Consider the following 26,080-nt stretch of genomic DNA (forward strand, 5'->3'; position numbering starts at 1 on the left):
CGACTTCATGAAGTTCCCCCTGGATGCGGGCAAACTGGCCTGCCACGTCGGCGTGGCACCCTTCAAGTACGAGTCGGGAACGAGCGTTCGACGGGGGACGCACGTCAGCCGTCTCTGCAACCACAACTTCAAGCCCCTGCTCACCCAAGCCGCCTTGAGCGCCGTCAGGCACAACCCCGACATCAAGGCATATTACACACGACTCATCATGAGAGGCAAGCCAAGCCCGCTGGCACTCAACAACGTGAAGAACAAGCTGGTACACATCATTGTCGGACTCATCAGAAAGGACGAGGATTATTGTTTGCATTACCGGCCAGCAACAAGGGAATGCAACATAAATTAAAGAACTTTCACCCAAAAAAGTTTGGCAGGAAACATAGATTACTCTAAAAAGACCAACCGCCAAGGCGGTAGCTGGCGCAATGCAGCATGACTGTATTCCACCGCCAATTTGGAATAAAGATTTGTGCGGTTGCAGGCGCAGCAAAAACGGTTGCAGGCGCAATGCAGCATGCCCATCGTCCAACGAACGCTTTGGGATAAAAGATTTGCGTTTTGAATCCTAATGAACCGATTTGGGATAAATAGCACGAAAAGAGGACATGTCAAAACAACTGACATGCCCTCTCCGTCTTCAAATTATGTCTTTATATTAATCTTGTGTTGGCTTAATCTTGTGTTGGCTTATTTGTGGTTGGTTTATTCGTGGTTGGCCGGACGCTGACCGAGGAAGGATACGATCATCCATACGGTCTTCTCCTGCGACTTCAGGTAGTCGCTCATGAGCGCCGTCGTCACCTCGTCGCCACCCTCTTGGGCCAGTGCGAGCACTTCGCGCTCCTCTTCTATCAGCAGCGACAGCGTTTCGAGCACCTTGCGCATGCCTTCGTGGCCTGTCGGCTCGAAGCCGTCTTCCTGCAAGCGCGCCACTTTCAGATATTCGCTGTAGCGGTTCTCGGGGCGTGCGCCCAGCTGCAGGATGCGTTCGGCTATCTCGTCCACCTTGGCGGCAGCGTCGTTGTAGAATTTCTCATAGGCCTCGTGAAGGTTGAAGAATCCCTTGCCCTTCACGTTCCAGTGGAGTCCGCGCAGGTTGGCGTAATACACTTGGAAGTCGGCCAGCAGTTGGCTCAGCGCGTTGACAGTGGCGGCAGCCTTGTTCTCGTCGAGATGCAGATAATCTAAAGTCTTCATAATGATGTCCTTTCTTTTTTAAATGATTGTTTCTTTTTCTGATGCAAAGGTACATCTTGATGGAAGACGATACAACAGATAATAATTATCGGGCGATAGAAAAAAGCTATCCCCCTAAAAATCACCCAATATCTTCTTGATTTCATTCAGTTTGTTGAGGGCTTCGAGCGGCGTCAGGCGATCGACGTCGAGACCCAGGAGCTCGTCGCGAATCTGCGCCAGCACCGGGTCGTCGAGTTGGAAGAAACTCAGTTGCAGGCCCTCGCTGTGCTCCTTGATCTTCGTCGTGTCGGGACGACCCGCACGGCCCACGCCCGCATTGTCCGCCTCCAGCTCATGCAGGATGATGTTGGCCCGCTTCACAATGGAACGCGGCATGCCCGCAATCTCAGCCACGTGAATGCCGAAGCTGTGCTCGCTGCCTCCCCGCATGAGTTTGCGCAGGAAGATGACCTTGCCGTCGAGTTCCTTCACGCTCACGTTGTAGTTCTTGACGCGCGGAAAGTTCTTTTCCATTTCGTTCAACTCGTGGTAGTGGGTGGCGAAGAGCGTGCGTGCGGCGGCCCTGGCATGCTCGTGCAGATATTCCACGATGGCCCAGGCAATGCTGATACCGTCGTAGGTGCTCGTGCCGCGACCCAGTTCGTCGAAGAGCACGAGGCTCTTGGGCGACACGTTGTTGAGGATGTTGGCCGCCTCGGTCATCTCCACCATGAACGTGGACTCGCCCAACGAGATGTTGTCGCTGGCCCCCACGCGGGTGAATATCTTGTCGACCAGGCCCACACGGGCGCTCTCGGCCGGCACGAAACAGCCCACCTGCGCCATCAACACGATGAGGGCCGTCTGGCGCAAGAGAGCCGACTTGCCCGCCATGTTGGGTCCGGTGATCATCATGACCTGCTGCTTCTCGGTGTCGAGATACACGTTGTTGGGCACATAACGCTCGCCCACGGGCAACTGGGTCTCGATGACGGGGTGGCGGCCCTGGCGGATGTCGAGCACGTTGGTGTCGTCGACGACAGGCCGCACGTATCTGTTCTCCTCCGACGTCTTGGCAAACGACAGCAGGCAGTCGAGCCGCGCCACGAGGTTGGCGTCGGTCTGAATCTGCGGAATGAACGCCTGCATGGCCTGAATCAGTTCCATGAAGAGGCTGCCTTCGAGTGCCAGAATCTTCTCGTCGGCCCCCAGAATCTTCTCCTCATATTCCTTCAGTTCCTGAGTGATGTAGCGTTCGGCCTGGGCCAGCGTCTGCTTGCGGATCCACTCGGCCGGCACGCGGTCCTTGAACGTGTTGCGCACTTCCAGATAGTAGCCGAACACGTTGTTGAACCCCACCTTCAGACTCGTAATGCCGGTGCGCTCCACCTCCTTCTGCTGTATCTGGAGCAGATAGTCCTTGCCGTGGCGGCTGATGGCGCGCAGGTCGTCGAGCTCGGCATTGTAGCCATCGGCAATGACATCGCCCTTGCTGGCGAGCTGCGGCGGGTCGGGTTGTATCTCCTTTTCGATGCGGTCGCTCAGCGTCTCGCACAGTTCGAGCCGTTCGCCGATGCGCCTCAGCGTCGCGTCCTCGGCCCCGAGACACGCCGCCTTGACCGGCTGCAGGGCTTGCAAGGCCCGCTTGAGTTGCACCACCTCGCGCGGCGACACGCGACCCACGGCCACTTTCGAGATGATGCGCTCCAGGTCGCCCACGCGGTGGAAGGCTTCGTCCAGCTCCCGGCGGAAGTCGGGATGGCGGAAGAAATACTCCACCACGTCGAGCCGCTCCTCGATGGGCTTCACGTCCTTCAGCGGAAAGACGACCCAACGCCTGAGCATGCGCCCTCCCATGGGCGTGGCGGTGCGGTCGATGACGCTCAGGAGCGAGGCCCCGCCGTCCTGCATGGTGTGCAGGAGTTCGAGCGAACGGATGGTGAACTTGTCCAATCGCACGTATTTCTCTTCCTCGATGCGCGCCAACGAAGTGATATGGTTGATGTGGGTGTGCTGCGTCAGTTCGAGATATTGCAGGATGGCGCCACTGGCGACGACGCCGTTGTGCAGGTGTTCCACGCCGAAGCCCTTCAGCGATTTGGTGCCGAAATGCTTCAGCAGCTTCTGCCGCGAGTTCTGCTCGGTGAAGGCCCAGTCGTCCATTTCGAATACGCAATGGCGCTGGCCGAAACTCTTTTGGAAGTCCTGGCGGCGGCTCCGCTCGTACAGCACCTCCTTGGGCATGAAGTTGCCCAGTAGCTTTTCCACATAGTCGATGGTGCCCTCGCCCGTCAGAAACTCGCCCGTGGATATGTCGAGCAGACTGATACCGCAACTGCCCTTGCCGAAATGCACCGCTGCCAGGAAGTTGTTTTCCTTGTAGTTGAGCACGTTGTCGTTCATGGCCACGCCCGGCGTCACGAGTTCGGTTATGCCCCGCTTCACCATCTTGTCCATCTCGGTCAGCCCCCGCTTGCCTTTCATCTCCTGCCGCTTCTTCTTCGGGTCTTCCAGCTGGTCGCATACGGCCACGCGCCGGCCCGCCCTGATGAGTTTGGGCAGGTAGGTGTCGAGTGCGTGGTGGGGAAAGCCGGCCATTTCCGTTTCGCCGCTGAGTCCGCCGTTGTTGCGTTTGGTGAGCGTAATGCCCAGGATGTTGGCCGCAACGACGGCGTCATGACCGTAGGTCTCGTAGAAGTCGCCGCAACGAAACAGCAGGATGGCGTCGGGATGTTGGTCCTTCATCGAGAAAAACTGTTTCATCATGGGTGTCAGACCCTTGTCATTCTTAGCCATAGCCTATTGAAATAAACGGTATTGTGAATCAACAAAAGTACGGAAAAATGACAAATCGCCCAAGCATTTAATGCTTTTTGACGATTGAAGGGCCATAAACCAAAAAGCCCGACAGGCTCGACGAGCGTGTCAGACTCATCGGGCATGTCGGGCTTATGGCTTTAAAGAAAGAGAAGGATTATTCCTTCACCTCCCAGATGTCGTTGGTTTCGAGCAGTTCCATGAAGTTGTGATAGGGCTTCTTGCCTTTCACCTCTTCTATCTGAGCGTTGACGGCCTCGTCGTAGGTGGGTGCCTCGACGTCACGGATGATACCGAGGGCTACGGGGAAGCCGTGTTCGTTGTCCATCATGGCCAGCTTGAGCTGCAGGGTGTCGTCAGTGGCGTGGGTGTCGTGGATGAGAATGTCGGCAAGGGTGACGCCGTTCTCGCCTATCTTCACCACTTTCAGGCCGAAACCTTCCTGCATCAGGCCGTACTCCTCGTTCTCGCCGAAGACCAACGGCTTGCCGTGCTCCACGTAGATGGCGTTCTTGCGGCGGCCCTCCTTCGTGTAGATGGGGTCGTAGCAGCCGTTGTTGAAGATGACGCAGTTCTGCAAAATCTCGCACACCGCAGCCCCCTTGTGCTGCTGGGCGGCCTTCAGAATGCGCTCGGTCTCCTTGCCGTCGGTGGCTACGGAGCGGGCGAAGAAGCGGCCGCGGGCACCGAAGCAGAGTTCGGCGGGGCGGAACGGGTCTTCCACCGTGCCGTAGGGACTCGACTTCGACACGAAGCCGCGCGGGCTGGTGGGGCTGTACTGTCCCTTCGTCAGGCCGTAGATGCGGTTGTTGAGCAGGATGATGTTGATGTCGATGTTGCGCCGCATGGCGTGGATGAAGTGGTTGCCGCCGATGGCCAGGCCGTCGCCGTCGCCGCTCACCTGCCACACGCAGAGCTTGGGGTTCACCACCTTCACGCCCGTGGCTACGGAAGCCGCGCGCCCATGGATGGTCTGCATGGCGTAGGTGTTGACATAATAGGGCAGTCGGCTCGAACAACCGATACCGCTGATGACGGCCGTCTCGTAGGGAGCAACGCCGATTTCGGCCATCGCCTTCTGAAGACTGGCCAGGAAGAAGTGGTCGCCACAGCCCGGACACCAGCGCGGCTGACCCTTTTTATAATCTTGTGCTGTAAATTCGCTCATGGTTTTCTCATTTCTAAGTGACTGGAATGGATTGTTTACGGCAGTCCTTCCCCACCGCGGGAAAGGACCGGCCACTCAATAGACGACGCGCTCCTCGAAGGTGCCGCCCGTGTGGGGTTCTTCCTTGGATTTGATGATTTTCTTGAAACCGCACACCAGTTCGCTCACGTTGAAGGGCTGACCTTTCACCTGATTGTACTGGTAGGGCACGAAACCGTTGACGCGGATGCGGAGCAGGGCGGCAAACTGGCCCAGGTTCTGCTCGGCCACCACCACCTTCTTGTAGCTTGTCAGCACCTTGGGCGCGTTGCGGGGCAACGGGTTCACATACTTGAACTGTGCCAAAGCCACCTTATAACCCTCGCGGCGCATTTGCTCCATGGCCGTAAAGAGATGGCCGTAGGTGGAGCCGAAGCCCACGATGAGCAGGTCGGCGTCGTCCTTGTCTCCCTGCACCTCCAAGTCGGGCACCTCGATCTTGGCCACCTTCTCGAAGCGCAGTCGGTCCATGCGGTCGTGGTTCTCGGGCTCGGTGGAGATGGAACCGGTCTCGCCGTCCTTCTCCAGTCCGCCCAGGATGTGGGTGTAGCCCTCCTGTCCGGGGCGTGCCCAGTAGCGCACCTGCGTCTTGGAGTCGCGCTGATAGGGCGTGTATTTGTATTTCTGTTCCTTGGTGACGTAGTGGGGATGGATCTCGGGCAGGTCGTTGATGTCGGGCAGGCGCCATGCCGACGAGCCGTTGGCGATGAAGGCGTCGGTCAACAGCACCACGGGCGTCAGGTGTTCCAGGGCCATCTTGGCCGCCATGAAGGCCGCGTCGAAGCAGTCGGTGGGGCTGGTGGCGGCGACAACGGGCATGGGGCTCTCGCCGTTGCGGCCGTAGAGCACCTGCAGCAGGTCGGTCTGCTCGCTCTTGGTGGGCAGTCCGGTCGACGGCCCGCCGCGCTGCACGTCAATGATGACGAGCGGCAACTCGTCGATGACGGCCAGGTTGATGGCCTCGCTCTTCAGGCAAATGCCCGGTCCCGAGGTGGACGTGGCGGCCAGGGCACCCGCGAAGGCGGCTCCCACGGCACTGGCGCAGCCCGATATCTCGTCCTCGCACTGCACCGTGATGACGCCGCACGACTTGTGCTTGGCCAGTTCGTGGAGGATGTCCGTAGCCGGCGTGATGGGATAGGAACCCAGGTAAAGCTTCAGCCCGGCCCGCTCGGCGGCGGCGATGAGTCCGTAGGCCGTGGCCTTGTTGCCCGTGATATCCATGTAGCGGCCGGCTACCTTGGTCTTGCTGTCGATGCGGTAGGTGGCGGGCACGCTGGCGTGTACGTTGTGGCCGTAGTCGTAGCCGGCGTTCACCACCTTGATGTTGTTCTCGGCTACCTGCGGCTTCTTGGCGAACTTGTCGCGCAGGAAATTCTCCACCAACGCCAGGTCGCGATTGAAGAGCCAGCAGACAATGCCCAGGGCGAACATGTTGCGGCATTTCAGGATGGACTTGTTGTCCATGCCGCTGTCGGCCAGACACGCCTTCACCATCTGCGTGATGGGGCACGCCACGACGCAGTCCTGGTCTATGCCCATCTCTCCGAGGTAGTCGTCGCTGTGGAACTCGGCCTTGCGCAGATCGTTGGGTCCGAAGCTGTCGGTGTCGATGATGATGGTGGCCTGCGGCTTGGCATACTTGTACTGCGTCTTGAGCGCCGCGGCGTTCATGGCCACGAGCACGTCGCACTTGTCGCCCGGCGTGTAGACGCGGCCCTGTCCGATGTGCACCTGGAATCCCGATACGCCCGTGAGCGACCCTTGCGGGGCGCGGATGTCGGCGGGATAGTCCGGAAAAGTGGAGATACCGTTTCCGACGGTTGCGGAAACCGTTGAGAAAATGTTGCCGGCCAGCTGCATGCCGTCGCCGGAGTCACCGGAGAATCTTACTACGACTTGCTCCAGTTCTTTTACTTCAAGCTCTTCAGCCATCTTTCTTGTGTTTTTACGGAATGTGTAGTAACAAATTTGAACTAAGGGCAAAGATAATAAAAAAAGGCATAGGAAAAAATAAAAAGGAGGAAAAGTTAGGCGGATGGGGTTGATGGGTGGTGACGATTCGTTGTCGGTTGGCTGTTTGTTGATGACAAACGAGTTTCATCAGTCATCGTCTGCTGCCGTGAGAGACATACACTTTATTATATATAGAGAAGTTTGGAATAGAAAATGATTATATCCATACATGGCCACCGCTGCCGGAACGGGAGCAATTCTTCTTGAAGAAACAGACATGATGGAACGACCTTGCCACCATGCTCTTGGCCCGCGTGCCGGCACCTGAGGATTTCCTACGCGGGCGGGGAGACTCGCATGCCGCCCCCGAGGCTTTCCTGCGGGTGTTGAAGCCGGCGGCTTCACCTCTCCGTAACCCCGGTCATGCCGCAGGATGACCGGGGGGTGGTGTGCCCGCCACCCGTCTGTCGACCCTGGAGGGGTCGCCCACGGTCATCACGGCTGTCTTTGGGCGACCCTTACAGGGTCGATTTCCGCTTGGTCTTCTATCCCCTGGTCACTCCGCTTCGCAGAGATGACCAGGGGTTATCGAGCGATGAAGCCTCCGGCTTCACCTCCTGCGCAGCCTGCGACAGGCATCTCTTGATACCAAACCGGTTCATGGGGAGATAATCATGGTGCATTGTGCATCCAACCGTTTATTCTGTGCATGCAACCGCGTAGCGGTTGGTTCTTTTAGAGAGCAGGGGTGCGAGCGAAGCGAGCTACCCTGCCTGGCCCAAGACGAGAGAATACTAGGCCGAAGGTCTTGGTCTTTTTTATCCCAAAGCGTTCTTTGGACGGTGGTCATGCCGTACTGTGCACACTACCGCTTGTACTCCGCCTGCAACCGCACAAATCTTTATCCCACATCGGGCGGTATCCTTATCCCAAATCGGGTGGTGGAACACGGTCATGGTACACTTGATTTCCTGCATATCGCTTGCAGATTTCAAGTTTTTTTCGGAATTTTGCAATGAAGTTGTGCATGGCAATGATATTTTGTCAAAGGAACATGGAGAAGTCTTGCCATCATGCAGCTTCTCACCACACGGAAATTCAAACTAAAATTTTATTCACAATGCACCAACTGCGAATCAAACGGATATATGCGGCGGCCGAAAAGGACGACGGCTACCGCATTCTGACCGACAGGTTGTGGCCTCGCGGCGTGCCCAAGAGCAAGGCCGCCATCGACCAGTGGGCCAAGGAAATCGCGCCCACGGTGAGCCTGCGCCAGTGGTTCGGCCACAAGCGCGAGAACTTCCCGACATTCACCGACAGATACATCGCCGAACTCGACGCCAACCCCGACGCGCCGGCCTTTGCCGAACAGTGTTTCGAACTGATGAAGAGGGACAACGTCACGCTGCTTTACGGCGCCAAGGACGAACAGTGCAACCACGCCGTCGTGCTGCGCAACTGGATTCTGAAGCAAGTGGACGAATAGGCAAGCGGCCAACTTGTTCGACCCAGCCACTGACACCCCGTCAACTTTTTCCTCCTTCCCGTGTAGTTTTCCAATCCCGCCGTGCGTACAACGCATACAATCAACCCTTCAAACCAAAGAAACATGATGAAGAAAACCATCACCTCGCTGCTCCTGATGTGCCTGTTCGCCTTCGGAGCCGACGCCCAACTGCTGTATAGGATTTCGGGCAAGGGGCTGGCCAAGCCCTCGTACATCATCGGCACGTTCCACCCGCTGACCGGCAGCGCGTTCGCCGACAAGATTGCCGGCGTGAAGGATGCCATGGCCCAGACGGAGCAGGTCTACGGCGAGCTGTCGTTCGACGACATGCTCGCCCCCAGCTCCATCCAGCTGATGCAGACCGCCATGATGCTGCCCGAAGGGCAGTCGCTCAAGACGCTGCTGACGCCCGAACAGTATGGGAAGCTCGACGCCTTCCTCGTCAGGACGATAGGCACGGGCATGAGCAATCCGCAGCTGGAGGCGCAGTTCGGCCGCATAAAGCCCGAAGCCCTCACGACGCAGCTCACCATCCTCATGTACATGATGCGCCATCCGGGCGAGTTCGACCCCGCCGACCAGCTCGACCACTACTTCCAGAAGCAGGCCAAGGCGGCTTCGAAACCTGTGGGCGGCCTCGAAACGCTCGACTTCCAGGCCCACCTGCTGTTCGACAGCAAGCCGATGGCCCGCCAGATTGAAGACCTGATGTGCCTCGTCGACCACGCCGACCACTATATTGAATTGACCGAAACGATGGCCAAGGCCTACCATGCCCAGGACCTCAAGGCCCTCAAGGCCGCCATGGACATCAGGATGGGCGACCGGTGCGACGCCACGCCCGACGAGGAAGCCGCCCTCATCTACAACCGCAACGCCGACTGGCTGCGGCTCATGCCCGCCATCATGCAGGCGCGCCCCACGCTCTTCGTGGTGGGCGCCGGCCATCTGCCGGGCGACAGGGGCGTGCTCGAAGGATTGCGGAAGATGGGCTACAAGGTGGAGTGACGAGGGGTCACATTCCGATTTCCTTCACCCGCTGTTCAAACTCGTGGCGCGGGCAGAGGGCCATGTTCTTGATGCGTGAACGATAGCTGTAGATGGAGTTGGACGAATAGCGCAGGAACTCGGCGATGCGCGAACTCTCCTCAATGCCCAGCCGGATGAGGGCGAAGATGCGCAGGTCGGTGGTGAGCCGGTTCTTCGACGCCGGCTGGATGCGGCTGTCGGGCTGCAGCAGCGCGTTGAAGTCGGCCACGAAGTTGGGGAAGAGGTTCAGGAAGACGGCGTCGAAGTTGTTGAACAGCTCCTGTAACTCGTCCTCTTTCAGCTGTTCCGAACTCGCCATCTTCATGAGGTCGGTCAGTTGGCCGGCCCTCAGTTTACGGTTCACCCGCATGCGATAGGCGTCGAGCTTGTCGATGTATTCCGAGCATGTGCTCAGGAATTTTCCGATATATTCGTCCTTCACCTTGTTCGTTTCGCTCAGTTTTCCGTTGAGTTTCTCCAGTTCCAGGTTGTTCGTGCTCAGCCTTTCGTTGAGTTCCGACAGCTGTCGGTTGGTTCTCCTCAGGTCGTTCCGTGCGATGGAGAGCTGCTTCTTCTTGCGCCACACGTAGATGAACGAGGCCAGGAGGAAGGCCGACATCAGGCTGACCGCTCCGATGAGCCACCGCAGTTGTCGGTTGGCCGTGCGCAGGTTGGCCTTGTAGGTGTCACCGATGACGCCCAGCACGGGCGACACCAGCCACGCGCGCAGGTGCGTGTTGTAGCGTTGCGTGCAGTTCCATGAATATTCGATGTATCGGTTGGAGCGTTCCAGCCTTCCCTCGCGGCTCAGCAGCCCCGCCAGGCTCCACAGCGAGGCCTGGTCCATCACGGCGTTGCGGATGTCGCTCAGGGCCGACCTTGCCAGCCAGTACTTGCGCATGGTTTCGTCGCCCATGGCCTTGTAGATTTCCGATCGGAAGAACGCCATGTTGGCGAACTCCGGGGTGTCGTCCTCCACCTGCGCGAGCCACAAGTCCGACAGGCGCAGGGCGTCCCTGTAGCGTCGAGCCGTGTTGAGCAGTCCTATCCTGCGCCACAGGTAGAGGTTGTCGTTGGGCGGCAGCAGGCTGCACAGCGAGTCGCGGTACAGGTTGGCCAGCTTGGTGCTCTCGCGGCGCATGGCTTCGTCCTTGGAGTAGTAGCTCATCTCGCCGTAGAGGTGGTGCAGGCAGTCGTAGTAGTCCACGAGCTGCCATCCGCGGAGCAGCCTTCGGTCGATCTTGTCGCGGTAGGCGAGGGCCTCGGGATAGAAGCCCGTGGCCGCATACTGGTGGGTCAGCGCGATATAGCTGCTCTGTTGCAGTTCAATCAGCCCCATTTGACGCGCCAAAAGGCCACATATCTCAAGGTAATGGATGGCCGAATCGTTCATGAAAGAGCCGTAATGGCCGGCCAGCTGCCATGCAAGTCGGTGGCGCGCCATCGGTTCGCGCGCCGCGAGATACCTGCGGTGGATGTCGTCGATGCGGTCTTGGCGCTGTCGGACGTAGCTCTCCGACTTTCCTATCTCGCTGTCGAGGCAGCGGTAGAGCGAGTCGAGGTTCGCCCGCTGGGCCGCGCCTGTGAGCGGCAGCAGCGCGAAGGCGGTCTGAAGGAGGGCTTGTTTCATCATTGGCAGTAGTTTTTATCTTATACAAAGATAAGCAATCTTTCCCCTCCTTCCAAATGGCGCAGTCCGAAAAGCCGCCTTTTCATCTATATTTTTTACGCTTGAATCTATATTGAAAGCCATCTTTGACAAGACATATCATGCTGATTGTCAGCTTTTTATGTTTTTCGTATAGCTACAAAAGTCTATATTTTTTGCTTGATGTCGAAACCATGGGGTTGAAAAAGGGCTAACTTTGCATTCAGAGGTCTTCCCGAAACGAGACGGCCGCAGGCCTCCGCTCCACCTGCGGCGATGCAGGCATGAAGTCAACCTAATAATAATGTAACTAAATTCTAATCCAACCACAATGAAAGCAAACAACCATCCATCCACGATGAGGCGGCTTGCCGTGTCGCTGCTGGTGCTGTGCGCTTCGCTCGCGGCCTTCGCCCAGAAGGTGAGCGTGCGCGGCACCGTCACCGACAGCCGCAACGAGCCGATCATCGGTGCCTCCGTACTCGAACAGGGCACATCCAATGGCGTGGCCACCGACCTGGACGGCCGTTTCACCATCCAGGTGGACCGCAACGCCACGTTGCGCATTTCCTACATCGGCTGCAAGACCAGGAACGTGAAGGCCGCCGACAACATGAAGGTGGTGCTGGAGGACGAGGCCAACATGCTCGACGAGGTGGTGACCATCGGCTACGGCTCGGTGAAGCGCAAGGACGTGACCACCGCCGTGTCGAGCGTCTCCACCGCCGACCTCGACACCCGGCCCATCGTCAGCGCCGTGCAGGGCATGCAGGGCAAGGCCGCCGGGCTGCAGATCAGCCAGGCCAACGGACAGCCGGGCGCCGCGCCCACCATCCGCGTGCGCGGAACCACGTCGCTCAACGGCTCCAACAATCCCCTCTATGTGGTCGACGGCGTGCCCGTGGACAACATCGACTACCTCTCTGCCGACGACATCGACAACATCCAGATTCTCAAGGACGCCTCCGGCGCGGCCATCTACGGCAGCCGTGCAGCCAACGGCGTGGTCATCATCGGCACGAAGCAGGGAAAGGCCGGCGTGGCCAAGGTGAGCCTCAACGCCCACTACGCCTTCAACACCGTTCGCGACAACCAGAACCCGCTCAACGCCCGGCAATACAGGGACCTCATCGACGACATGAACGAGAAGGGCGTCCTGAAGCTCGCTCTGCCCGACAATCTCGTCGACCGCACCGACTGGAAGAAGGAAGTGTACCGCACCGGCAACGTGCAGGACTACCAGCTCTCCGTCACCAACGGCACCGACAAGCTGCGCTATTTCCTCTCGGGCGGCTTCACGGGCGAGAACGGCGTCATCGTACATTCCAACTTCAAGCGCTACAACGTGCGCGGAACCATCGAGAACGACATCAACAAGTGGCTCACCATCAACGCCAGCGTGGCCTATTCGGACTACACCTATAAAGGGACGGGCATCATCTCGGGCACCGGCAGCGACCGGGGCGGCGTGGTGCCGGCCATCCTGACCACGCCGTCCTTCGGCCCCGTGTGGGACGAGGAACATCCCGGACAGTACTATTCCGACTTCTACGGCGTCAACGTCGACGGACCGCTGGAGAACATCGCCCGCACCAAGGACAACAAGAGCCAGTACAACAAGCTGTTGGCGTCGGGCAAGGCCACCGTGCGTCTCATGCCCCGGCTCACCTGGACGTCCACCCTCTCGTTCGACCGCAGCAGCGCGACCATCACCAACTTCCTCGACCCATGGCTCACCCGCGAGGGGCGCAACCAGCACGGCACAGGCTACGACAGCCGCTCGACCGGCACCGTGTGGACGTTCGACAACGTCGTGAACTGGAAGAGGAACCTCGGCCGCCACGGCCTCGACGCCATGGCCGGCTCGTCGTGGACACACAGCGACTGGAGCCAGAACTACATCAACGGCTCCGACTATGCCAACGACGACATACGGACGCTCAACGCCGCCAACAAGATCAGCTGGACGGGCACCGGCTCGTCGGCCTCCGACTGGGCCATCCTCTCCTTCTTCGGCCGCCTGCAATACAACTGGAACGACACCTACATGCTCACGGCCAACCTCCGCGCCGACGGCAGTTCGCGCCTGGCCCCCGGCCATCGCTGGGGCTGCTTCCCCTCGTTCTCCGGCGCCTGGCGCGTGTCGAGCGAAAAGTTCATGAAGAACGTCGCCTGGATCGACGACCTGAAGATACGCGGCGGCTGGGGACAGACCGGAAACCAGAGCGGACTGGGCGATTACGGCTACCTGGCCATGTACGGCTTCGGCCGCGTCGAGTGGTGGAAGCCCGGCCAGGAGCACGCCACCGCCACCCGGACGCAGTCGAGCCTGAGCAATCCAGAACTCACTTGGGAGACCACCAGCCAGACAAACCTGGGCTTCGACCTCACCGTCCTGCGCAACCGGCTGACCTTCTACTTCGACGTCTACTACAAGAAGACCAGCGACCTGCTCATCTCCGTCACGCTGCCAGCCGGCAGCGCGCCCGCCCGAAACCTCACCTACAACGGTGGCGAGATTGTGAACAAGGGCCTCGAACTGGCCGTCAGCTCCAAGAACCTGACCGGCAAGCTCAAGTGGAACACCGACTTCAACATCTCCTTCAACCGCAACAAGGTGGAGAAGCTCGACCTGGTGTCCGTCTACTGGAACGCCACCACGGGCGGCAAGGTGGGCCAGAGCGTGGTGCGCAACGCCGTGGGCCATCCGCTCGGCGCCTTCTACGGCTACGTTTCCGAGGGCGTCGACCCCGAGACGGGCGACCTTCTCTACAAGGACGTGAACGAGAACGGCCTCGTCTCGGCCGGAGACCGCACCTACATCGGCGACCCCAACCCCGACTTCACCTTCGGTCTGACCAACACGTTCTCCTACAAGGGCTTCGACTTGAGCGTACTCCTGCAAGGCAGCGTGGGCAACGACATATACAATGTGTCGCGCATGGACAGCGAAGGCATGTTCGACGGCCGCAACCAGTCCACCCGCGTGCTCGAACGCTGGCGCGTGCCGGGCCAGAAGACCGACGTGCCCCGCGTGGGATTCAACCAGCAGAACTCCACCTACTATCTGGAGGACGGCAGCTATCTGCGCGTGAAGGACATCACGCTGGCCTACAACGTACCTCGGAACATGCTGAAGAAGATGGGCCTCACCCGACTCATGCCCTACATCTCGCTCAGCAACCTGCTGACCTTCACCAACTACAGCGGCCGCGACCCCGAAGTGAACCAGCATGGCGACAGCGGAGCCGTGCAGGGAATCGACTGGGGAACCTATCCGTTGAACCGCTCGTTCGTCGTAGGCCTGAAAGTGGAGTTCTAACCTTTTCATCATTAACAGATTCCGATATGAAAACGAAATACATCCGATTCATGGTGATGGGAGCCGTGGCCACGTCGATGGCGGCCTGCTCCCTCGACACCCAGCCCATCTCGTCGCCCTCCGAACTGACGGAAGGACGGCAGACCGACACGGCCACCGCCGTGTTGAAAGACCGCGACGCCGCCGTCAGCCAGCGCACGGCACTCTACCAACTGTTCAAGAACCGGCAGGAACACATGCACCTCGACTACGTGCTGCTGGGCGAGACCCACGCCGACAACGCATACGCCGGCACGACGGGGCAGGAGACCATCCCGCTCGAAACCAACGCGCTCGACGCCACCACCGGCACGCTGGCCCGCGACTGGAGCCGCTACCTGGAGGACATCGCCAAGGCCAACGTGCTCATCAACGGCGTGGAGCAGCTGAAGGAGAAGGGTCTCGTCGGCGACGCCGACTACCGCCGGTGGCGCGCCGAGGGCCAGATATTCCGCGCCTTGATGATGTTCCGCATGGTGCGCATGTGGGGCTCGCTGCCCATCATCACCCAGGTGGCCAAGACCATCACGTCGGAGAACATCAAGGACGTCTACCCCACCTACTTCCCGCCACGCTCCACCACGGAGCAATGCTACCGCCAGATCATCGGCGACCTGGAGTATGCCGAGCAGAACGCGCCCGACATTTCGGCCACCGACCGCACCGTCATGTCGAAGACCGTGGCCCAGGCCCTGCTCTGCAAGGTCTATGCCGAGAAGGCCGTGCAGGACTACGACAAGGTGATCGCCTATGCCCGGAAGGTGCGCGGCACGGCGGGCGTGGCGCTGGAGCCCGACTTCAAGACACTCTGGGGCTGGGACGACGCCAAGAAGGACTGCCTCAAGCGCAACACCACCGAGGGACTGCTCGAAGTGCAGTGGCTCCCGGGCGGCGGCAACTGGGAGAGCTGGATGTACGGGCGCAGCCTCGAAGACTATGACAACGCCTTCACGTGGGCCAAGTGGGTGACGCCGTCGCGCGACCTCATCAAGGCATACACCGACGAGGGCGACGTCACGCGCCTCGAAGAGACCGTGGTCTACTACAGCTGCGGCTGGAGCAACTACTATCCCGCCTCGCACTACGCCTTCATGTACAAGCTGCGCTCGGGCTACAACAACGAGTATGTGGTGCGCCTGGCCGACATCATCCTGCTCGAAGCCGAGGCCTACGCCGCCAAGGGCGACACGCAGAACAGCGCCAAGCTGGTCAACATGATACGCCGGCGGGCCAAACTGGCCGACCTCACGGCCGACAAGACCGCATCCAAGGACAGAATGCTGGAGGCCGTGCTCCACGAACGCCGCCTCGAACTGGCCATGGAGGGCGAACGCTGGTACGACCTATGCCGCTACGGCAAGGTGGAGGAGGTGATCAACAGCCTCGCCGGCCGTGACGCGGGCCGACTGCCGCTCGTGAGGCAGTTCGACAAGAACCTGTATCTCATGCCGATTCCGCAATCCGCGCTCGACGAAAACCAGAACTTGCAGCAGAATCTGGGGTATTGAATCCGCAAACAACTTATTAACGAACATCCTTATGAAAAATAACGATATGATAACGACATTGCTTTTGAGCATGACCCTGTCGGCCTTCACAGCCTGTGGCGTTGACAGCGGCTTCGACATCCAGCCACAGGAAGCGACCAAGACATTGCCCAACCCCGTTCCCGCCGCCGGAGAGGCCCGCACCTTTACGTCGACGGCCAACGGCTACACCATGCTCAGGCAGGGGAGCGCGGCCCTGCGCGCCGGAAACACGATGGCGCCGACCACCATCCAGGTGGATCCCGCGAAGGAATACCAGACGATGGACGGCTTCGGCTTCGCCATCACCTATTCCACGTGCTACAACCTGCTCAAGATGGAGCCCGAGGCGCGCGCGGCCTTCCTCAAGCAGACCTACTCGCCGACCCAGGGCTACGGCGTCAGCTACGCGCGCATCTCCATCGGATGCAACGACTTCAGCAGCACCGAGTACTCGCTCTGCGACACGAAGGGGCTGGAGAACTTTGCCCTCTACAAGGATGAGAAGGACTATGTGCTGCCCATCCTGAAGGAGATTCTGGCCATCAACCCCGACTTGAAGGTCATCGCCGCGCCATGGACGTGCCCCAAGTGGATGAAGGTGAAGGACGTCAGGACCAAGAAGGTGTTCGACTCGTGGACCGACGGACACCTCAACCCCGACATGCGCGCCGACTACGCCGCCTATTTCGTGAAGTTCATCCAGGCCATGAAGGCCGAAGGTGTCGACATCTACGCCGTGAGCCCGCAGAACGAACCGCTCAACAAGGCCAACTGCGCCTCGCTCTACATGCCTTGGGACGAGCAGGCCGCCTTCGTCAAGGAGCTGGCCGCCGCGTTCAAGAAGAACAACGTCGCCACGAAGATCTACGTGTTCGACCACAACTACAACTACGACAACGACAAGGAGCAGAACGACTATCCCATCAAGGTCTACAACGCGCTGGGCAAGGACTACGAAGGTTCCGAACTGGTGGTGGGCGCAGCCTACCACGACTATGGCGGCACCAACGACGAGTTGACCGACATCCACAGCCAGGCCGCCGACAAGGAGCTGATCTTCTCCGAAAGCAGCATCGGCGTGTGGAACGACGGCCGCAACCTCGGCAAGCGTCTGCTGGAAGACATGAAGAACGTGACGCTCGGCACGGTGAACCGGTGGTGCAAGGCCGTGCTCGTGTGGAACCTCATGCTCGACGAGAAGATGGGACCCAACCTCGACGGCGGTTGCCAGACCTGCTACGGAGCGGTCGACATCTACAACAACTACCAGACGCTGCGCTACAACTCCCACTACTACATCATCTGCCATCTGTCGAGCGTCGTCCGTCCGGGCGCCAAGCGCATCGGCACGGCCCTGCGCAGCTACACGAGCGGCAGTCTGCTCTACACCGCCTTCCTCAATCCCGACGGCAGCAAGGCGGTCGTTGTGCTCAACTCGGGCGACAGCGACCTCAACGTCACCGTCAGCGACGGCAACAGCCATTTCCCCGTCAGCGTTCCGGCCCAGGGCGTGGTTTCGACAACATGGAAATAAAACCGAACCGATATGAAGACCATCAAATACTTTTCAGCCATTCTCATGGCGCTGTCCGTGTGGGGCATGAGCTCCTGCAAGGACTTCGACTATCATGACATAGACGCCAAGGGCACGCCCGTCGTCAAGGCCACGGCCCCGGGCAAGGCCGAGATGGGCGACTCCATCGACATCGTCGTCAACTGCGCCGACGCCGAAGGCTACGACCTGTCCACGCTCACGGCCGAACTGTGCTACGGCGACGAGGCGGTGACGACCGTCAGCGTGCGCACCCCGACGCCGGGCGACTACCGGCTGCGGCTGCACGTGCCGTTCCTGCGCTTCGTGCCCAACGGCACCGCGCAGGTGCGACTCACCCTCCAGAACGTGACCACCCGGAAGACCGTCGAGAACGTAGACCTCCAGGTGGAGCGGCCGCACTTCGCCGACTTGCAGTTCGTCACGGCCGACGGCGACAAGGTGGCCATGGCCGAGGGCGACGACTACACCTACGCCTGTCTGCTCGACATCGCCGACAACGCCTTCAAGGGCTACTTCCAGACGGCCGACGGCAAGCACCGCTTCGGCTGGGCCGACAACGACGTGGCGGAGAACGGACAGGGCTATCTGTCGCTCCAGAGCAACAAGCTGGGCAAGGTCACGGTGACGTTCAACACACGCGACTTCACCTTCGCCCCGCAGGAGGAGCTCAACATCCAGCCGCTGGAGTTCCGCAACGCCGCCGGCCGCGACACCTACACGGGAACCCTCACCAAGGGCATGAGCTACAAGTTCGTCGGTGACGATGCCGTGCAACGCCTCGACTGGCTCTACGACACCGACTTCTTCACCCGCAACCCCGACGGCACCTATCTCTTCAACGCCATCACCGGCACCTACACCATCAAGGCGGTGTTCGCACAGCAAGGCTTCCGCATCTACGCCGGCGACGGAAAGAATCCCACGAAGCTCAACGCCGACGGCACCGGAGCCGTGTGGATCATCGGCGGCGACATGTTCGGCAAGCCCACCTATGCGGCGGCCCACAGCTGGTGGACGGGAGTGGACGACAACGTCTGCATGGCGCCCGTCACCGACAAGGTGTACCAGGCCACGCTCACCGTGGGACGCCAGATAGACCCCGGCAAGAACTTCGACTTCAAGTTCTTCGGCCAGCCCGGCTGGGGCACGGAGTTCAAGGCCGGCGGCGACCACGCCCTCACGACGGACAATCCATGGTTCGCCATCGACCCGGGCAGCGGTAACGTCAAGCTGAAGGACGGCGTGACTCTGAAGAAGGGACAGACCTTCCGCTTCACCGTCGACCTGACGCAGGGTTGCGACAAGGGCGTGCTCAAGGTGGAGAAGAGCGACGACCCGACAATCGAGATCACCCAGGCCAACGCCACCTACACGGGGCGTTTCGTCCAAGGTCACTTCTATCAGATTGCGGGCGACGCCGCCCTGAGTGCCGCCGACTGGTTCTACGACAGCGACTTCTTCATCAAGAACCAGGACGGCAGCTACATCTTCAAGGCTGTGACGGGCAACTACACCGTCAAGGCCGTGTGGGCGCAGAAGGGATTCCGCATCCACCGCATGGATGAGGCCGGCAAGAAGCCCGCGGCGTTGGCCGACGACGGCACGGGCGCCATCTGGATCATCGGCGACGCCGTCTATGGCAAGCCGACGACGGCCGACGCGCAGGGCTGGTGGACGGACACCGACCACGCGCTCTGCCTGGCGCCCGTCAAGCCGAAGGTCCATCAGGTGACGCTCACCGTGGGCAAGCAGCTCAAGGCCGGCAAGAGCGTGAACTTCAAGTTCTTCGGACAGGCCGGCTGGGGCACAGAGTTCAAGGGCAAGGACCACGACCACCTGCTCACGACCGACAATCCCACCTTCCTCATCGGCAACGGAACAGGTGGCCATGACAACGGCAACATCTATCTGGCCGACGGCGCGGAACTGGTCGAGGGCGACACCTATGTCTTCACCATCGACTGCAGCAAGGGCATGAAGCCCGCCACGCTGACCGTTGTCAAGAAATGAAACAGGAATGGTCGGACTGCCCGAATCGGTCCGACCATCAACTTCCATCACCCAACAACACATGAAATATCTTTTATTGACCTATACACTGACACTGGCGTTGGGTGCGCAAGCCCAGAAGCCGGTGTATTTGGATGAAACGAAACCGGTGGAGCAGCGCGTCGAGGACGCTCTCGGGCGAATGACGCTCGACGAGAAGATTGCCGTAATTCACGCGCAAAGCAAGTTCTCGTCGGCGGGCGTGAAACGACTCGGATTCACCGACTTCTGGACTGACGACGGCCCACACGGCGTGCGCCCCGACGTGCTTTGGGACGAGTGGGAACAGGCCGGGCAGACCAACGACTCGTGCGTGGCCTTTCCCGCGCTGACGTGTCTGGCCGCCACCTGGAACCCCGCCATGGCCCGCCTCTACGGCCACAGCCTGGGCGAGGAGGCGCTCTACCGGGGCAAGGACATGATTCTGGGGCCGGGCGTCAACATCTACCGCACGCCACTGGGCGGCCGCAACTTCGAATACATGGGCGAAGACCCCTATCTGGCGAGCCGCATGGTGGTGCCCTACATCCAGGGGATGCAGGCCAACGGCGTGGCGGCCTGCGTGAAGCACTACGCGCTCAACAACGATGAGGAATACCGCCACCAGGTGAACGTCGTCGTAAGCGACCGCGCGCTCCACGAAATCTACCTGCCGGCGTTCAAGGCCGCCGTCACCGAAGGCAAGGTGTGGGGGCTGATGGGGGCCTACAACCTCTACAAGAACCAGCACAACTGCCACAACGACATCCTGCTCAACCGCATCCTGAAGCGCGACTGGGCCTTCGACGGCGTGGTCGTGAGCGACTGGGGCGGCTGCCACGACACCGACGAAGCCGTCAGGAACGGACTCGACATGGAGTTCGGCACCTGGACCGACGGCCTGACGATGGGCAAGACCAACGCCTACGACAGCTACTACCTGGCCGACGCCTACAAACGGGCCATCCGCGAGGGCCGCTACACCGAGCGCGAACTCAACGACAAGGTACGCCGCGTGCTCCGGCTCTTCTACCGCACGACGATGAACCGCCAACGGCCGGTGGGCTTCCTCTGCTCGGAGAGCCACTACGACGCCGCCCGCCGAATCGGCGGCGAGGGTATCGTGGTGCTGAAGAATGAAAGGAACGTGCTGCCCATCGACACAATGAAGGTGCGCAACATCCTTGTGGTGGGCGAGAATGCCGTCAAGATGATGACCGTGGGCGGCGGTTCGTCGTCGCTCAAGGTGCAGCGCGAACTGTCGCCGCTCGACGGACTGCGCGAGGCGTTGGCCGGCCGCGGCGTCGACATCGTGTGGGAACGAGGCTACGTGGGCGACACCAACGGCTCCTACAACGGCGTGACGAGCGGACAGGACCTCAGCGAGAGCCGCTCGGCCGAGCGGCTCGTGGCCGACGCCGTGGCCAAGGCCCGCAAGGCCGACTATGTGGTCTTCTTCGGAGGGCTCAACAAGAGCGACTATCAGGACTGCGAGGGCCACGACCGCAAGGACTACGCGCTTCCCTACGGCCAGGACAGGGTGATCGAAGCGCTGGCCAAGGCCAACCGCAACCTCGTCGTCGTCAACATCTCGGGCAACGCCGTGGCCATGCCGTGGGCCGACCGCGTGGACGCCATCGTGCAAGGATGGTACGTGGGTTCGGAAGCCGGCCACTGTCTGGCCGACATACTGACGGGCCGTGTCAACCCTTCGGGCAAGTTGCCGTTCACCTGGACGCGCACACTCAACGACGTTCCGGCCCACAGGCTCAATGCCTTCCCGGGCACCTGGCGGCCCGACCGCCAGATCATCGACGAGGAATACAAGGAAGGACTCTACGTGGGCTACCGTGGCGTGGACCGATACAAGACGCGTCCGCTCTTCGCCTTCGGCCACGGACTGAGCTACACCACGTTCAAGATCGGCAACCTGCGGGCTGACAAGACCGTGATGACGCGCGACGGCAAGCTCACGTTCACTGTCAACGTGACCAACACGGGGCGCCGCGCGGGCGCCGAGGTGGTTCAGCTGTATATCAGCGACCTGAAGTCAAGCCTGCCTCGTCCCGTGAAGGAGCTGAAGGCCTTCACGAAGGTGTCGCTGCGCCCGGGCGAAAGCTGCGACGTGACGCTGACCATCGACAACTCGGCCCTCAGCTTCTACGACGACACGCGCCAGGCATGGACGTCGGAGCCCGGCGACTTCGAGGCGCTCGTGGGCACCGCGTCGGACAAGCTGAATCATAAAATGAGGTTTAGACTGGAATAGGCTGCCACCCCCTGGCCGGGGTGGGTCGTTGGGTGTAGAGGTGTTGGGATGAAGGAGGAGTTGAAAGGGCGTGAGGGCGAGAAGAAACGCCTGTTGTGCCGGCTGCCGCGAGTTGTTGCATCCACAATGCACCATGGCTATGCTCCTATAAACCGACCTGGCACTGTTTACTTTACACTCTCTGGAGAAACAGACATGATGGAACTACCTTGCCACCATACTCCTGGCTCGCGTGCCGGTACCCGAGGCTTTCTTGCGGGCGTTGAAGCCGCCGGCTTCAACATTCCGCAACACTCGGTCATGCCGCAGGATGATTGGTGAAATACCAGAAATTTGTAGTCCATCCTAACAAAAGGAAGGTGTTCAAAATAGGCACATCCTCAAGTAATTCGTTGGTATCGGCGCAGTTTGTGCAGGTATAATCAGCATTATATGGTGGAATGAAAGCTAAAGCAGAATCTGAGAATATGAAAAAACTTGGTCTTTCCCGATTCATCATTATCATCCGACAACCTGTTGATAACCCTTGTATAACCTCTGGATAACCCTGTGGAAAACTCGGTGGATATCCACAGCAAAACGGCGGGTGGCTGTCGGGCGTGGATATCCACAGGTTTATCCAACCGCTTTCCAAAACTTTTCAACGAATTTTCAGGCATAAAAGATATAAACTTATTAACTTTGCACGTGACGTTGCCCCATTGTGGAGATCATCCGCAAGCCACTGATTCTCATAACAAAGATATTTTGAGCAGACGTGGACAGCATACTCTGAAACGTTTATATCGAAACAAGCAAATAAACAGACTGAAAGTTATAAACATATCCACATCATATCATCTTACTCTTTTTCTTTTTTTTCTCTTTAAAGAAAGAAATAAAAATATAATGAAATGAGGAATGGAAAGTGGGGAATGGGAAATGAAAGGTTGAAAGCATGGCGGTTAGCAGGTGAAAGGGCGGCGGTTGGCTTCCGACAAGGCTGCTTTGGAAAGCGAATGGGGCGACGAATGGAATGCGGAAACAAAGCAAATGGAATGAAGAAACGAAGCAAATGAAATGTGGAAACAAAGTAAATGATATAAAGAAACAAAGACACGTTATGGACATCAAGCAAGAATGGAAAGAGAAGGGCTACGTCGACGAAGCGGTGGACGGGTCGCTGGACTTGAAAGCGGAGATACGCAGGCTGTGCCGCGAGAAGAACGCCGTCATCCTGGCACATTATTATACGGTGGGCGACATACAGGACGTGGCCGACTTCGTGGGCGACTCGCTGGCACTGGCACGCAAGGCCGCCGAGACCGACGCACGGGTGATGGTGATGTGCGGCGTCCACTTCATGGCCGAGACGTGCAAGCTGCTGTCGCCCGAGAAGACGGTGCTCTGCCCCGACCTCACGGCGGGCTGCTCGCTGGCCGACAGCTGCCGGGCCGAAGACCTGCGGCGCTTCAAGGAGGAGCACCCGGGCTATCAGGTGGTGAGCTACGTCAACACCACGGCGGCCGTGAAGGCCCTGACCGACTGCGTGGTGACGAGCGGCAACGCCAAGCGGGTGATCGACAGCTTCCCCGCCGACGCCAAGATCATTTTCGGCCCCGACCGCAACCTGGGCAACTACATCAACAGCGTCACGGGGCGCGACATGCTGCTGTGGAACGGCGGCTGCCACGTGCACGAGAAGTTCAGCGTGGATGAAATCGTGAAGCTCCGGCGGCTCCATCCCCACGCCGTCGTCATGGCCCACCTGGAATGTCGCGGCCCCGTCCTCGACCTGGCCGACGTGAAGGGTTCCACGGCCGCCATGCTCGACTATGCCCAGGCCCATCCCGAAGTAGACGAGTACATCGTGGCCACGGAGGCCGGCATTCTGCACGAACTGCAACGCTCCTGTCCCGCCGCCCGCTTCCATCCCGTGCCGCCCGAAGTGTCGGAAGGGGGGTTGGGATGCAGCTGCAACGAGTGCGAATACATGAAGAAGAACACGCTCCGGAAGGTGTATCTCACCCTGAAGTACGGCTGGCCTGCGGTGGAGGTGGACCCCGCCATCGCCGCCGACGCCGTGAAGCCCATCGAAAGGATGCTTGAGTTGTAGCTGGCCTCCCCCGACCCCTCCAGAAGGAGGGGGGGAACAACCTGCCAAAAAAACTCGACAAGAGGAGGGTGGGAAACAACCTGCCAAAAAAAACTTGACAAGAGGAGGGGGAACAACCTGCCACAGCGGCCTCTCGACAAGAGAAGAAGCCCCCTTTATTGTTGTATGAGCTTAACTTCCTGATTTCTAAAACTATAGTAGATTCACGAGATGGACGAAACACTCATCAGGCGAATCAAGCAAGGCGACGAAAAGGCATTCGACGCAGTCTATCGGGAATACTATCCGTTGATGTGTCGGTTTGCCTTGCAACTGCTCCGCAGTCCCGAATTGGCGGAGGAGGTGGTCGACGACGTGTTCTTCGCGCTCTGGAATCAGCGTTCGGAAATAGACATACGGTCATTGAAGGCCTATCTTCTGAAAGCGGTGCGCAACAAGAGCCTGAACGAAATGAACTCGCTCGCCCATCGCCGCCGGCAGATGACCGGACGAATCGACACGCACGACAGGCTGGACTTCCTCTCTTCGCTGTTCGACGACGAACATCCTTTGGAGCAGTTGCTTTGCAAGGAGACGGAGGCGCAGTTCAGGCGAATCGTCGACAGCCTGCCCGAGGAGAGCCGAAGGGTGTTCATGATGCAGCGGATGGAAGGAAAGAAATATGCCGAGATAGCCATGGAGTTGGGTATCTCGGTCAATACGGTGAAGTATCACATGAAGAAGACCATACGGCTGTTGTCCGAAATGCTGGGCAAATATCTCCTTCTGTTGCTGCTTCTCAGATAAATTGCATTTTTTTCATTGTTCTTCGCCTTTCCACTACCCTTTCTCTGTCTTTTTTGGTCATACTATATGAAGGTGAAAAACAATGAAACAGCAAAACCATGACATCGACCTCCTGATCGGTTCGTTTGTGGACGGAACCATCGGCAACGAGGAATTTCAAGTGCTGAAGACGTGGACTTGGGAGTCGGACGCACATGCTTCGTATGTGCGCGGCCGTCTCCAAGTGTTGATGGCCGTCCGTGCGGCCGATGGCGAACCCCGTTTCGACTCCGAGGCGGCCATCAAGCGTTTCCACGACCGCATCGGCCGGGGCCGGACGGAAGCAAAAGCGAAGCATCGGTGGCTGCGATGGGCGGCTGCCGTGGCGTTGCTCTGCGTCGCCTTGCCGTGGATGGGCTATTATCTGGGCACCCGCGCCGTCAAGAGCGACTTCTCCGACGTGGTGATGGAGGCCCCAGAAGGTTCGCAGCTGAACCTGAAACTGCCCGACGGCACCACGGTGAGACTCAATTCGGGGTCGACGTTGCGCTATTCCCAAGGCTTCGGCATTACCGACCGGGCCGTGACCATCGACGGGGAAGGCTACTTCGAGGTGATGCACAACGACAGATTGCCTTTCGCCATCCACACCCGCGAGCTTGTGCTCCATGACCTTGGCACGACGTTCAGCTTCAGAAGCTACCGGCAGGACGACTTCGCCTGTGTGGATCTCTTTGCGGGGAAAGTGAGCCTCGACAACGAGGTGACCCACACCACGGGCCACGAGATGGCGCCCGGCGAGCGCGTCGTCATGGACAAGCGCACCGGACGGCTGACCAAGACTACGCTCGACAGGGACGCGCGCGTGGCCCGTGAGATGATGGAACTGAACTTCGAGAACGCCACGGCGGCCGAAATAGCCCGGGAACTGTCGCGGAGTTACGGCGTCAGGATCGAAGTGGCCGCCGAAGTGGCCGCCCGCCGGTTCTACGGGTCGTTCAACCGCAGGGAGAACACGCTGGAACAGGTGTTGGCCGTGATGTCGAACACCTGGCAGATACGCTACAGGAAGGACAAGGGAAGATACATCTTATATTAGTATATATCAACAACAACCATCAAAACACCAGCA

General features: G+C 59.4%; 16 protein-coding genes. 11 read left to right on the forward strand and 5 right to left on the reverse strand.

Going from position 1 to position 26,080, the window contains the following annotated elements:
• Positions 1-346 (forward strand): transposase (locus K334_RS0110715; RefSeq protein WP_027444940.1); only part of this gene is annotated, 346 nt, incomplete at its 5' end.
• Positions 347-702: 356 nt separating this feature from the next.
• Here K334_RS0110715 and K334_RS0110720 read toward each other — a convergent pair.
• The 4 genes from K334_RS0110720 to K334_RS0110735 all read right to left on the reverse strand — a co-directional run bounded on the left by K334_RS0110720 (position 703) and on the right by K334_RS0110735 (position 7,138).
• Positions 703-1,197, reverse strand: coding sequence for a Dps family protein (locus tag K334_RS0110720; RefSeq protein ID WP_025882306.1), 495 nt, complete (start codon positions 1,195-1,197; stop codon positions 703-705).
• A 114-nt stretch (positions 1,198-1,311) separates the two neighbouring features.
• Positions 1,312-3,975 carry a DNA mismatch repair protein MutS gene (mutS, locus tag K334_RS0110725; RefSeq protein WP_027444941.1) on the reverse strand — a complete coding sequence of 888 codons (2,664 nt, stop codon included), beginning with the start codon at positions 3,973-3,975 and terminating at the stop codon, positions 1,312-1,314.
• 178 nt (positions 3,976-4,153) lie between these two features.
• Positions 4,154-5,164 carry a 2-oxoacid:ferredoxin oxidoreductase subunit beta gene (locus K334_RS0110730; protein ID WP_025882308.1) on the reverse strand — a complete coding sequence of 337 codons (1,011 nt, stop codon included), beginning with the start codon at positions 5,162-5,164 and terminating at the stop codon, positions 4,154-4,156.
• A gap of 75 nt (positions 5,165-5,239) precedes the next feature.
• Positions 5,240-7,138 (reverse strand): 2-oxoacid:acceptor oxidoreductase subunit alpha, encoded by a 1,899-nt coding sequence (locus K334_RS0110735; RefSeq protein ID WP_025882310.1) that lies wholly within the window; start codon positions 7,136-7,138, stop codon positions 5,240-5,242.
• A 1,141-nt stretch (positions 7,139-8,279) separates the two neighbouring features.
• Here K334_RS0110735 and K334_RS0110740 point away from each other — a divergent pair.
• Together K334_RS0110740 and K334_RS0110745 are read left to right on the forward strand one after the other, a co-directional pair.
• On the forward strand, positions 8,280-8,648 hold the full coding sequence (locus K334_RS0110740) for a DUF488 domain-containing protein (RefSeq protein ID WP_021589372.1): 369 nt from the start codon (positions 8,280-8,282) through the stop codon (positions 8,646-8,648).
• Between the two features lie 123 nt (positions 8,649-8,771).
• Positions 8,772-9,677 carry a TraB/GumN family protein gene (locus tag K334_RS0110745; RefSeq protein ID WP_248623517.1) on the forward strand — a complete coding sequence of 302 codons (906 nt, stop codon included), beginning with the start codon at positions 8,772-8,774 and terminating at the stop codon, positions 9,675-9,677.
• A 7-nt stretch (positions 9,678-9,684) separates the two neighbouring features.
• On the opposite strand, the gene K334_RS15295 is transcribed toward K334_RS0110745, so the two are convergent.
• Complete coding sequence (locus K334_RS15295; protein WP_025882393.1) at positions 9,685-11,331, reverse strand: SusR family glycan utilization regulator; 1,647 nt, start codon at positions 11,329-11,331, stop codon at positions 9,685-9,687.
• Between the two features lie 346 nt (positions 11,332-11,677).
• On the opposite strand from K334_RS15295, the gene K334_RS0110755 reads away from it, so the two are divergent.
• The 8 genes from K334_RS0110755 to K334_RS0110790 all read left to right on the forward strand — a co-directional run bounded on the left by K334_RS0110755 (position 11,678) and on the right by K334_RS0110790 (position 26,047).
• Positions 11,678-14,668: a SusC/RagA family TonB-linked outer membrane protein gene (locus K334_RS0110755; RefSeq protein WP_027444943.1), complete on the forward strand. Its 2,991-nt coding sequence runs from the start codon at positions 11,678-11,680 to the stop codon at positions 14,666-14,668.
• 26 nt (positions 14,669-14,694) lie between these two features.
• Positions 14,695-16,215, forward strand: a complete 1,521-nt coding sequence (locus tag K334_RS0110760; protein WP_027444944.1) for a RagB/SusD family nutrient uptake outer membrane protein — start codon at positions 14,695-14,697, stop codon at positions 16,213-16,215.
• A 46-nt stretch (positions 16,216-16,261) separates the two neighbouring features.
• On the forward strand, positions 16,262-17,770 hold the full coding sequence (locus K334_RS0110765) for an endo-1,6-beta-glucanase (protein ID WP_027444945.1): 1,509 nt from the start codon (positions 16,262-16,264) through the stop codon (positions 17,768-17,770).
• Positions 17,771-17,782: 12 nt separating this feature from the next.
• On the forward strand, positions 17,783-19,801 hold the full coding sequence (locus K334_RS15300) for a DUF5121 domain-containing protein (protein WP_248623518.1): 2,019 nt from the start codon (positions 17,783-17,785) through the stop codon (positions 19,799-19,801).
• Between the two features lie 61 nt (positions 19,802-19,862).
• Positions 19,863-22,088: a glycoside hydrolase family 3 C-terminal domain-containing protein gene (locus K334_RS0110775; protein WP_027444946.1), complete on the forward strand. Its 2,226-nt coding sequence runs from the start codon at positions 19,863-19,865 to the stop codon at positions 22,086-22,088.
• A 1,102-nt stretch (positions 22,089-23,190) separates the two neighbouring features.
• Positions 23,191-24,183 (forward strand): quinolinate synthase NadA, encoded by a 993-nt coding sequence (gene nadA, locus K334_RS0110780; protein ID WP_027444947.1) that lies wholly within the window; start codon positions 23,191-23,193, stop codon positions 24,181-24,183.
• A gap of 210 nt (positions 24,184-24,393) precedes the next feature.
• Positions 24,394-24,969 (forward strand): RNA polymerase sigma-70 factor, encoded by a 576-nt coding sequence (locus tag K334_RS0110785; protein WP_025881768.1) that lies wholly within the window; start codon positions 24,394-24,396, stop codon positions 24,967-24,969.
• A gap of 82 nt (positions 24,970-25,051) precedes the next feature.
• A complete protein-coding gene (locus tag K334_RS0110790; RefSeq protein ID WP_021590799.1) occupies positions 25,052-26,047 on the forward strand; it encodes a FecR family protein in 996 nt (331 codons plus the stop codon).
• The last annotated feature ends 33 nt before the right edge of the window (positions 26,048-26,080 follow it).

Origin of the sequence: Segatella baroniae DSM 16972 = JCM 13447 (assembly GCF_000426585.1) — a bacterium.
Taxonomy (GTDB): domain Bacteria; phylum Bacteroidota; class Bacteroidia; order Bacteroidales; family Bacteroidaceae; genus Prevotella; species Prevotella baroniae.

What these genes read in the sequence shown, in the direction of transcription:
- K334_RS0110720 (WP_025882306.1), bottom strand. Translation starts at nt 1,197, where the DNA reads ATGAAGACTTTAGATTATCTGCATCTCGACGAGAACAAGGCTGCCGCC.
- mutS (WP_027444941.1), bottom strand. Translation starts at nt 3,975, where the DNA reads ATGGCTAAGAATGACAAGGGTCTGACACCCATGATGAAACAGTTTTTC.
- K334_RS0110730 (WP_025882308.1), bottom strand. Translation starts at nt 5,164, where the DNA reads ATGAGCGAATTTACAGCACAAGATTATAAAAAGGGTCAGCCGCGCTGG.
- K334_RS0110735 (WP_025882310.1), bottom strand. Translation starts at nt 7,138, where the DNA reads ATGGCTGAAGAGCTTGAAGTAAAAGAACTGGAGCAAGTCGTAGTAAGA.
- K334_RS0110740 (WP_021589372.1), top strand. Translation starts at nt 8,280, where the DNA reads ATGCACCAACTGCGAATCAAACGGATATATGCGGCGGCCGAAAAGGAC.
- K334_RS0110745 (WP_248623517.1), top strand. Translation starts at nt 8,772, where the DNA reads ATGATGAAGAAAACCATCACCTCGCTGCTCCTGATGTGCCTGTTCGCC.
- K334_RS15295 (WP_025882393.1), bottom strand. Translation starts at nt 11,331, where the DNA reads ATGATGAAACAAGCCCTCCTTCAGACCGCCTTCGCGCTGCTGCCGCTC.
- K334_RS0110755 (WP_027444943.1), top strand. Translation starts at nt 11,678, where the DNA reads ATGAAAGCAAACAACCATCCATCCACGATGAGGCGGCTTGCCGTGTCG.
- K334_RS0110760 (WP_027444944.1), top strand. Translation starts at nt 14,695, where the DNA reads ATGAAAACGAAATACATCCGATTCATGGTGATGGGAGCCGTGGCCACG.
- K334_RS0110765 (WP_027444945.1), top strand. Translation starts at nt 16,262, where the DNA reads ATGATAACGACATTGCTTTTGAGCATGACCCTGTCGGCCTTCACAGCC.
- K334_RS15300 (WP_248623518.1), top strand. Translation starts at nt 17,783, where the DNA reads ATGAAGACCATCAAATACTTTTCAGCCATTCTCATGGCGCTGTCCGTG.
- K334_RS0110775 (WP_027444946.1), top strand. Translation starts at nt 19,863, where the DNA reads ATGAAATATCTTTTATTGACCTATACACTGACACTGGCGTTGGGTGCG.
- nadA (WP_027444947.1), top strand. Translation starts at nt 23,191, where the DNA reads ATGGACATCAAGCAAGAATGGAAAGAGAAGGGCTACGTCGACGAAGCG.
- K334_RS0110785 (WP_025881768.1), top strand. Translation starts at nt 24,394, where the DNA reads ATGGACGAAACACTCATCAGGCGAATCAAGCAAGGCGACGAAAAGGCA.
- K334_RS0110790 (WP_021590799.1), top strand. Translation starts at nt 25,052, where the DNA reads ATGAAACAGCAAAACCATGACATCGACCTCCTGATCGGTTCGTTTGTG.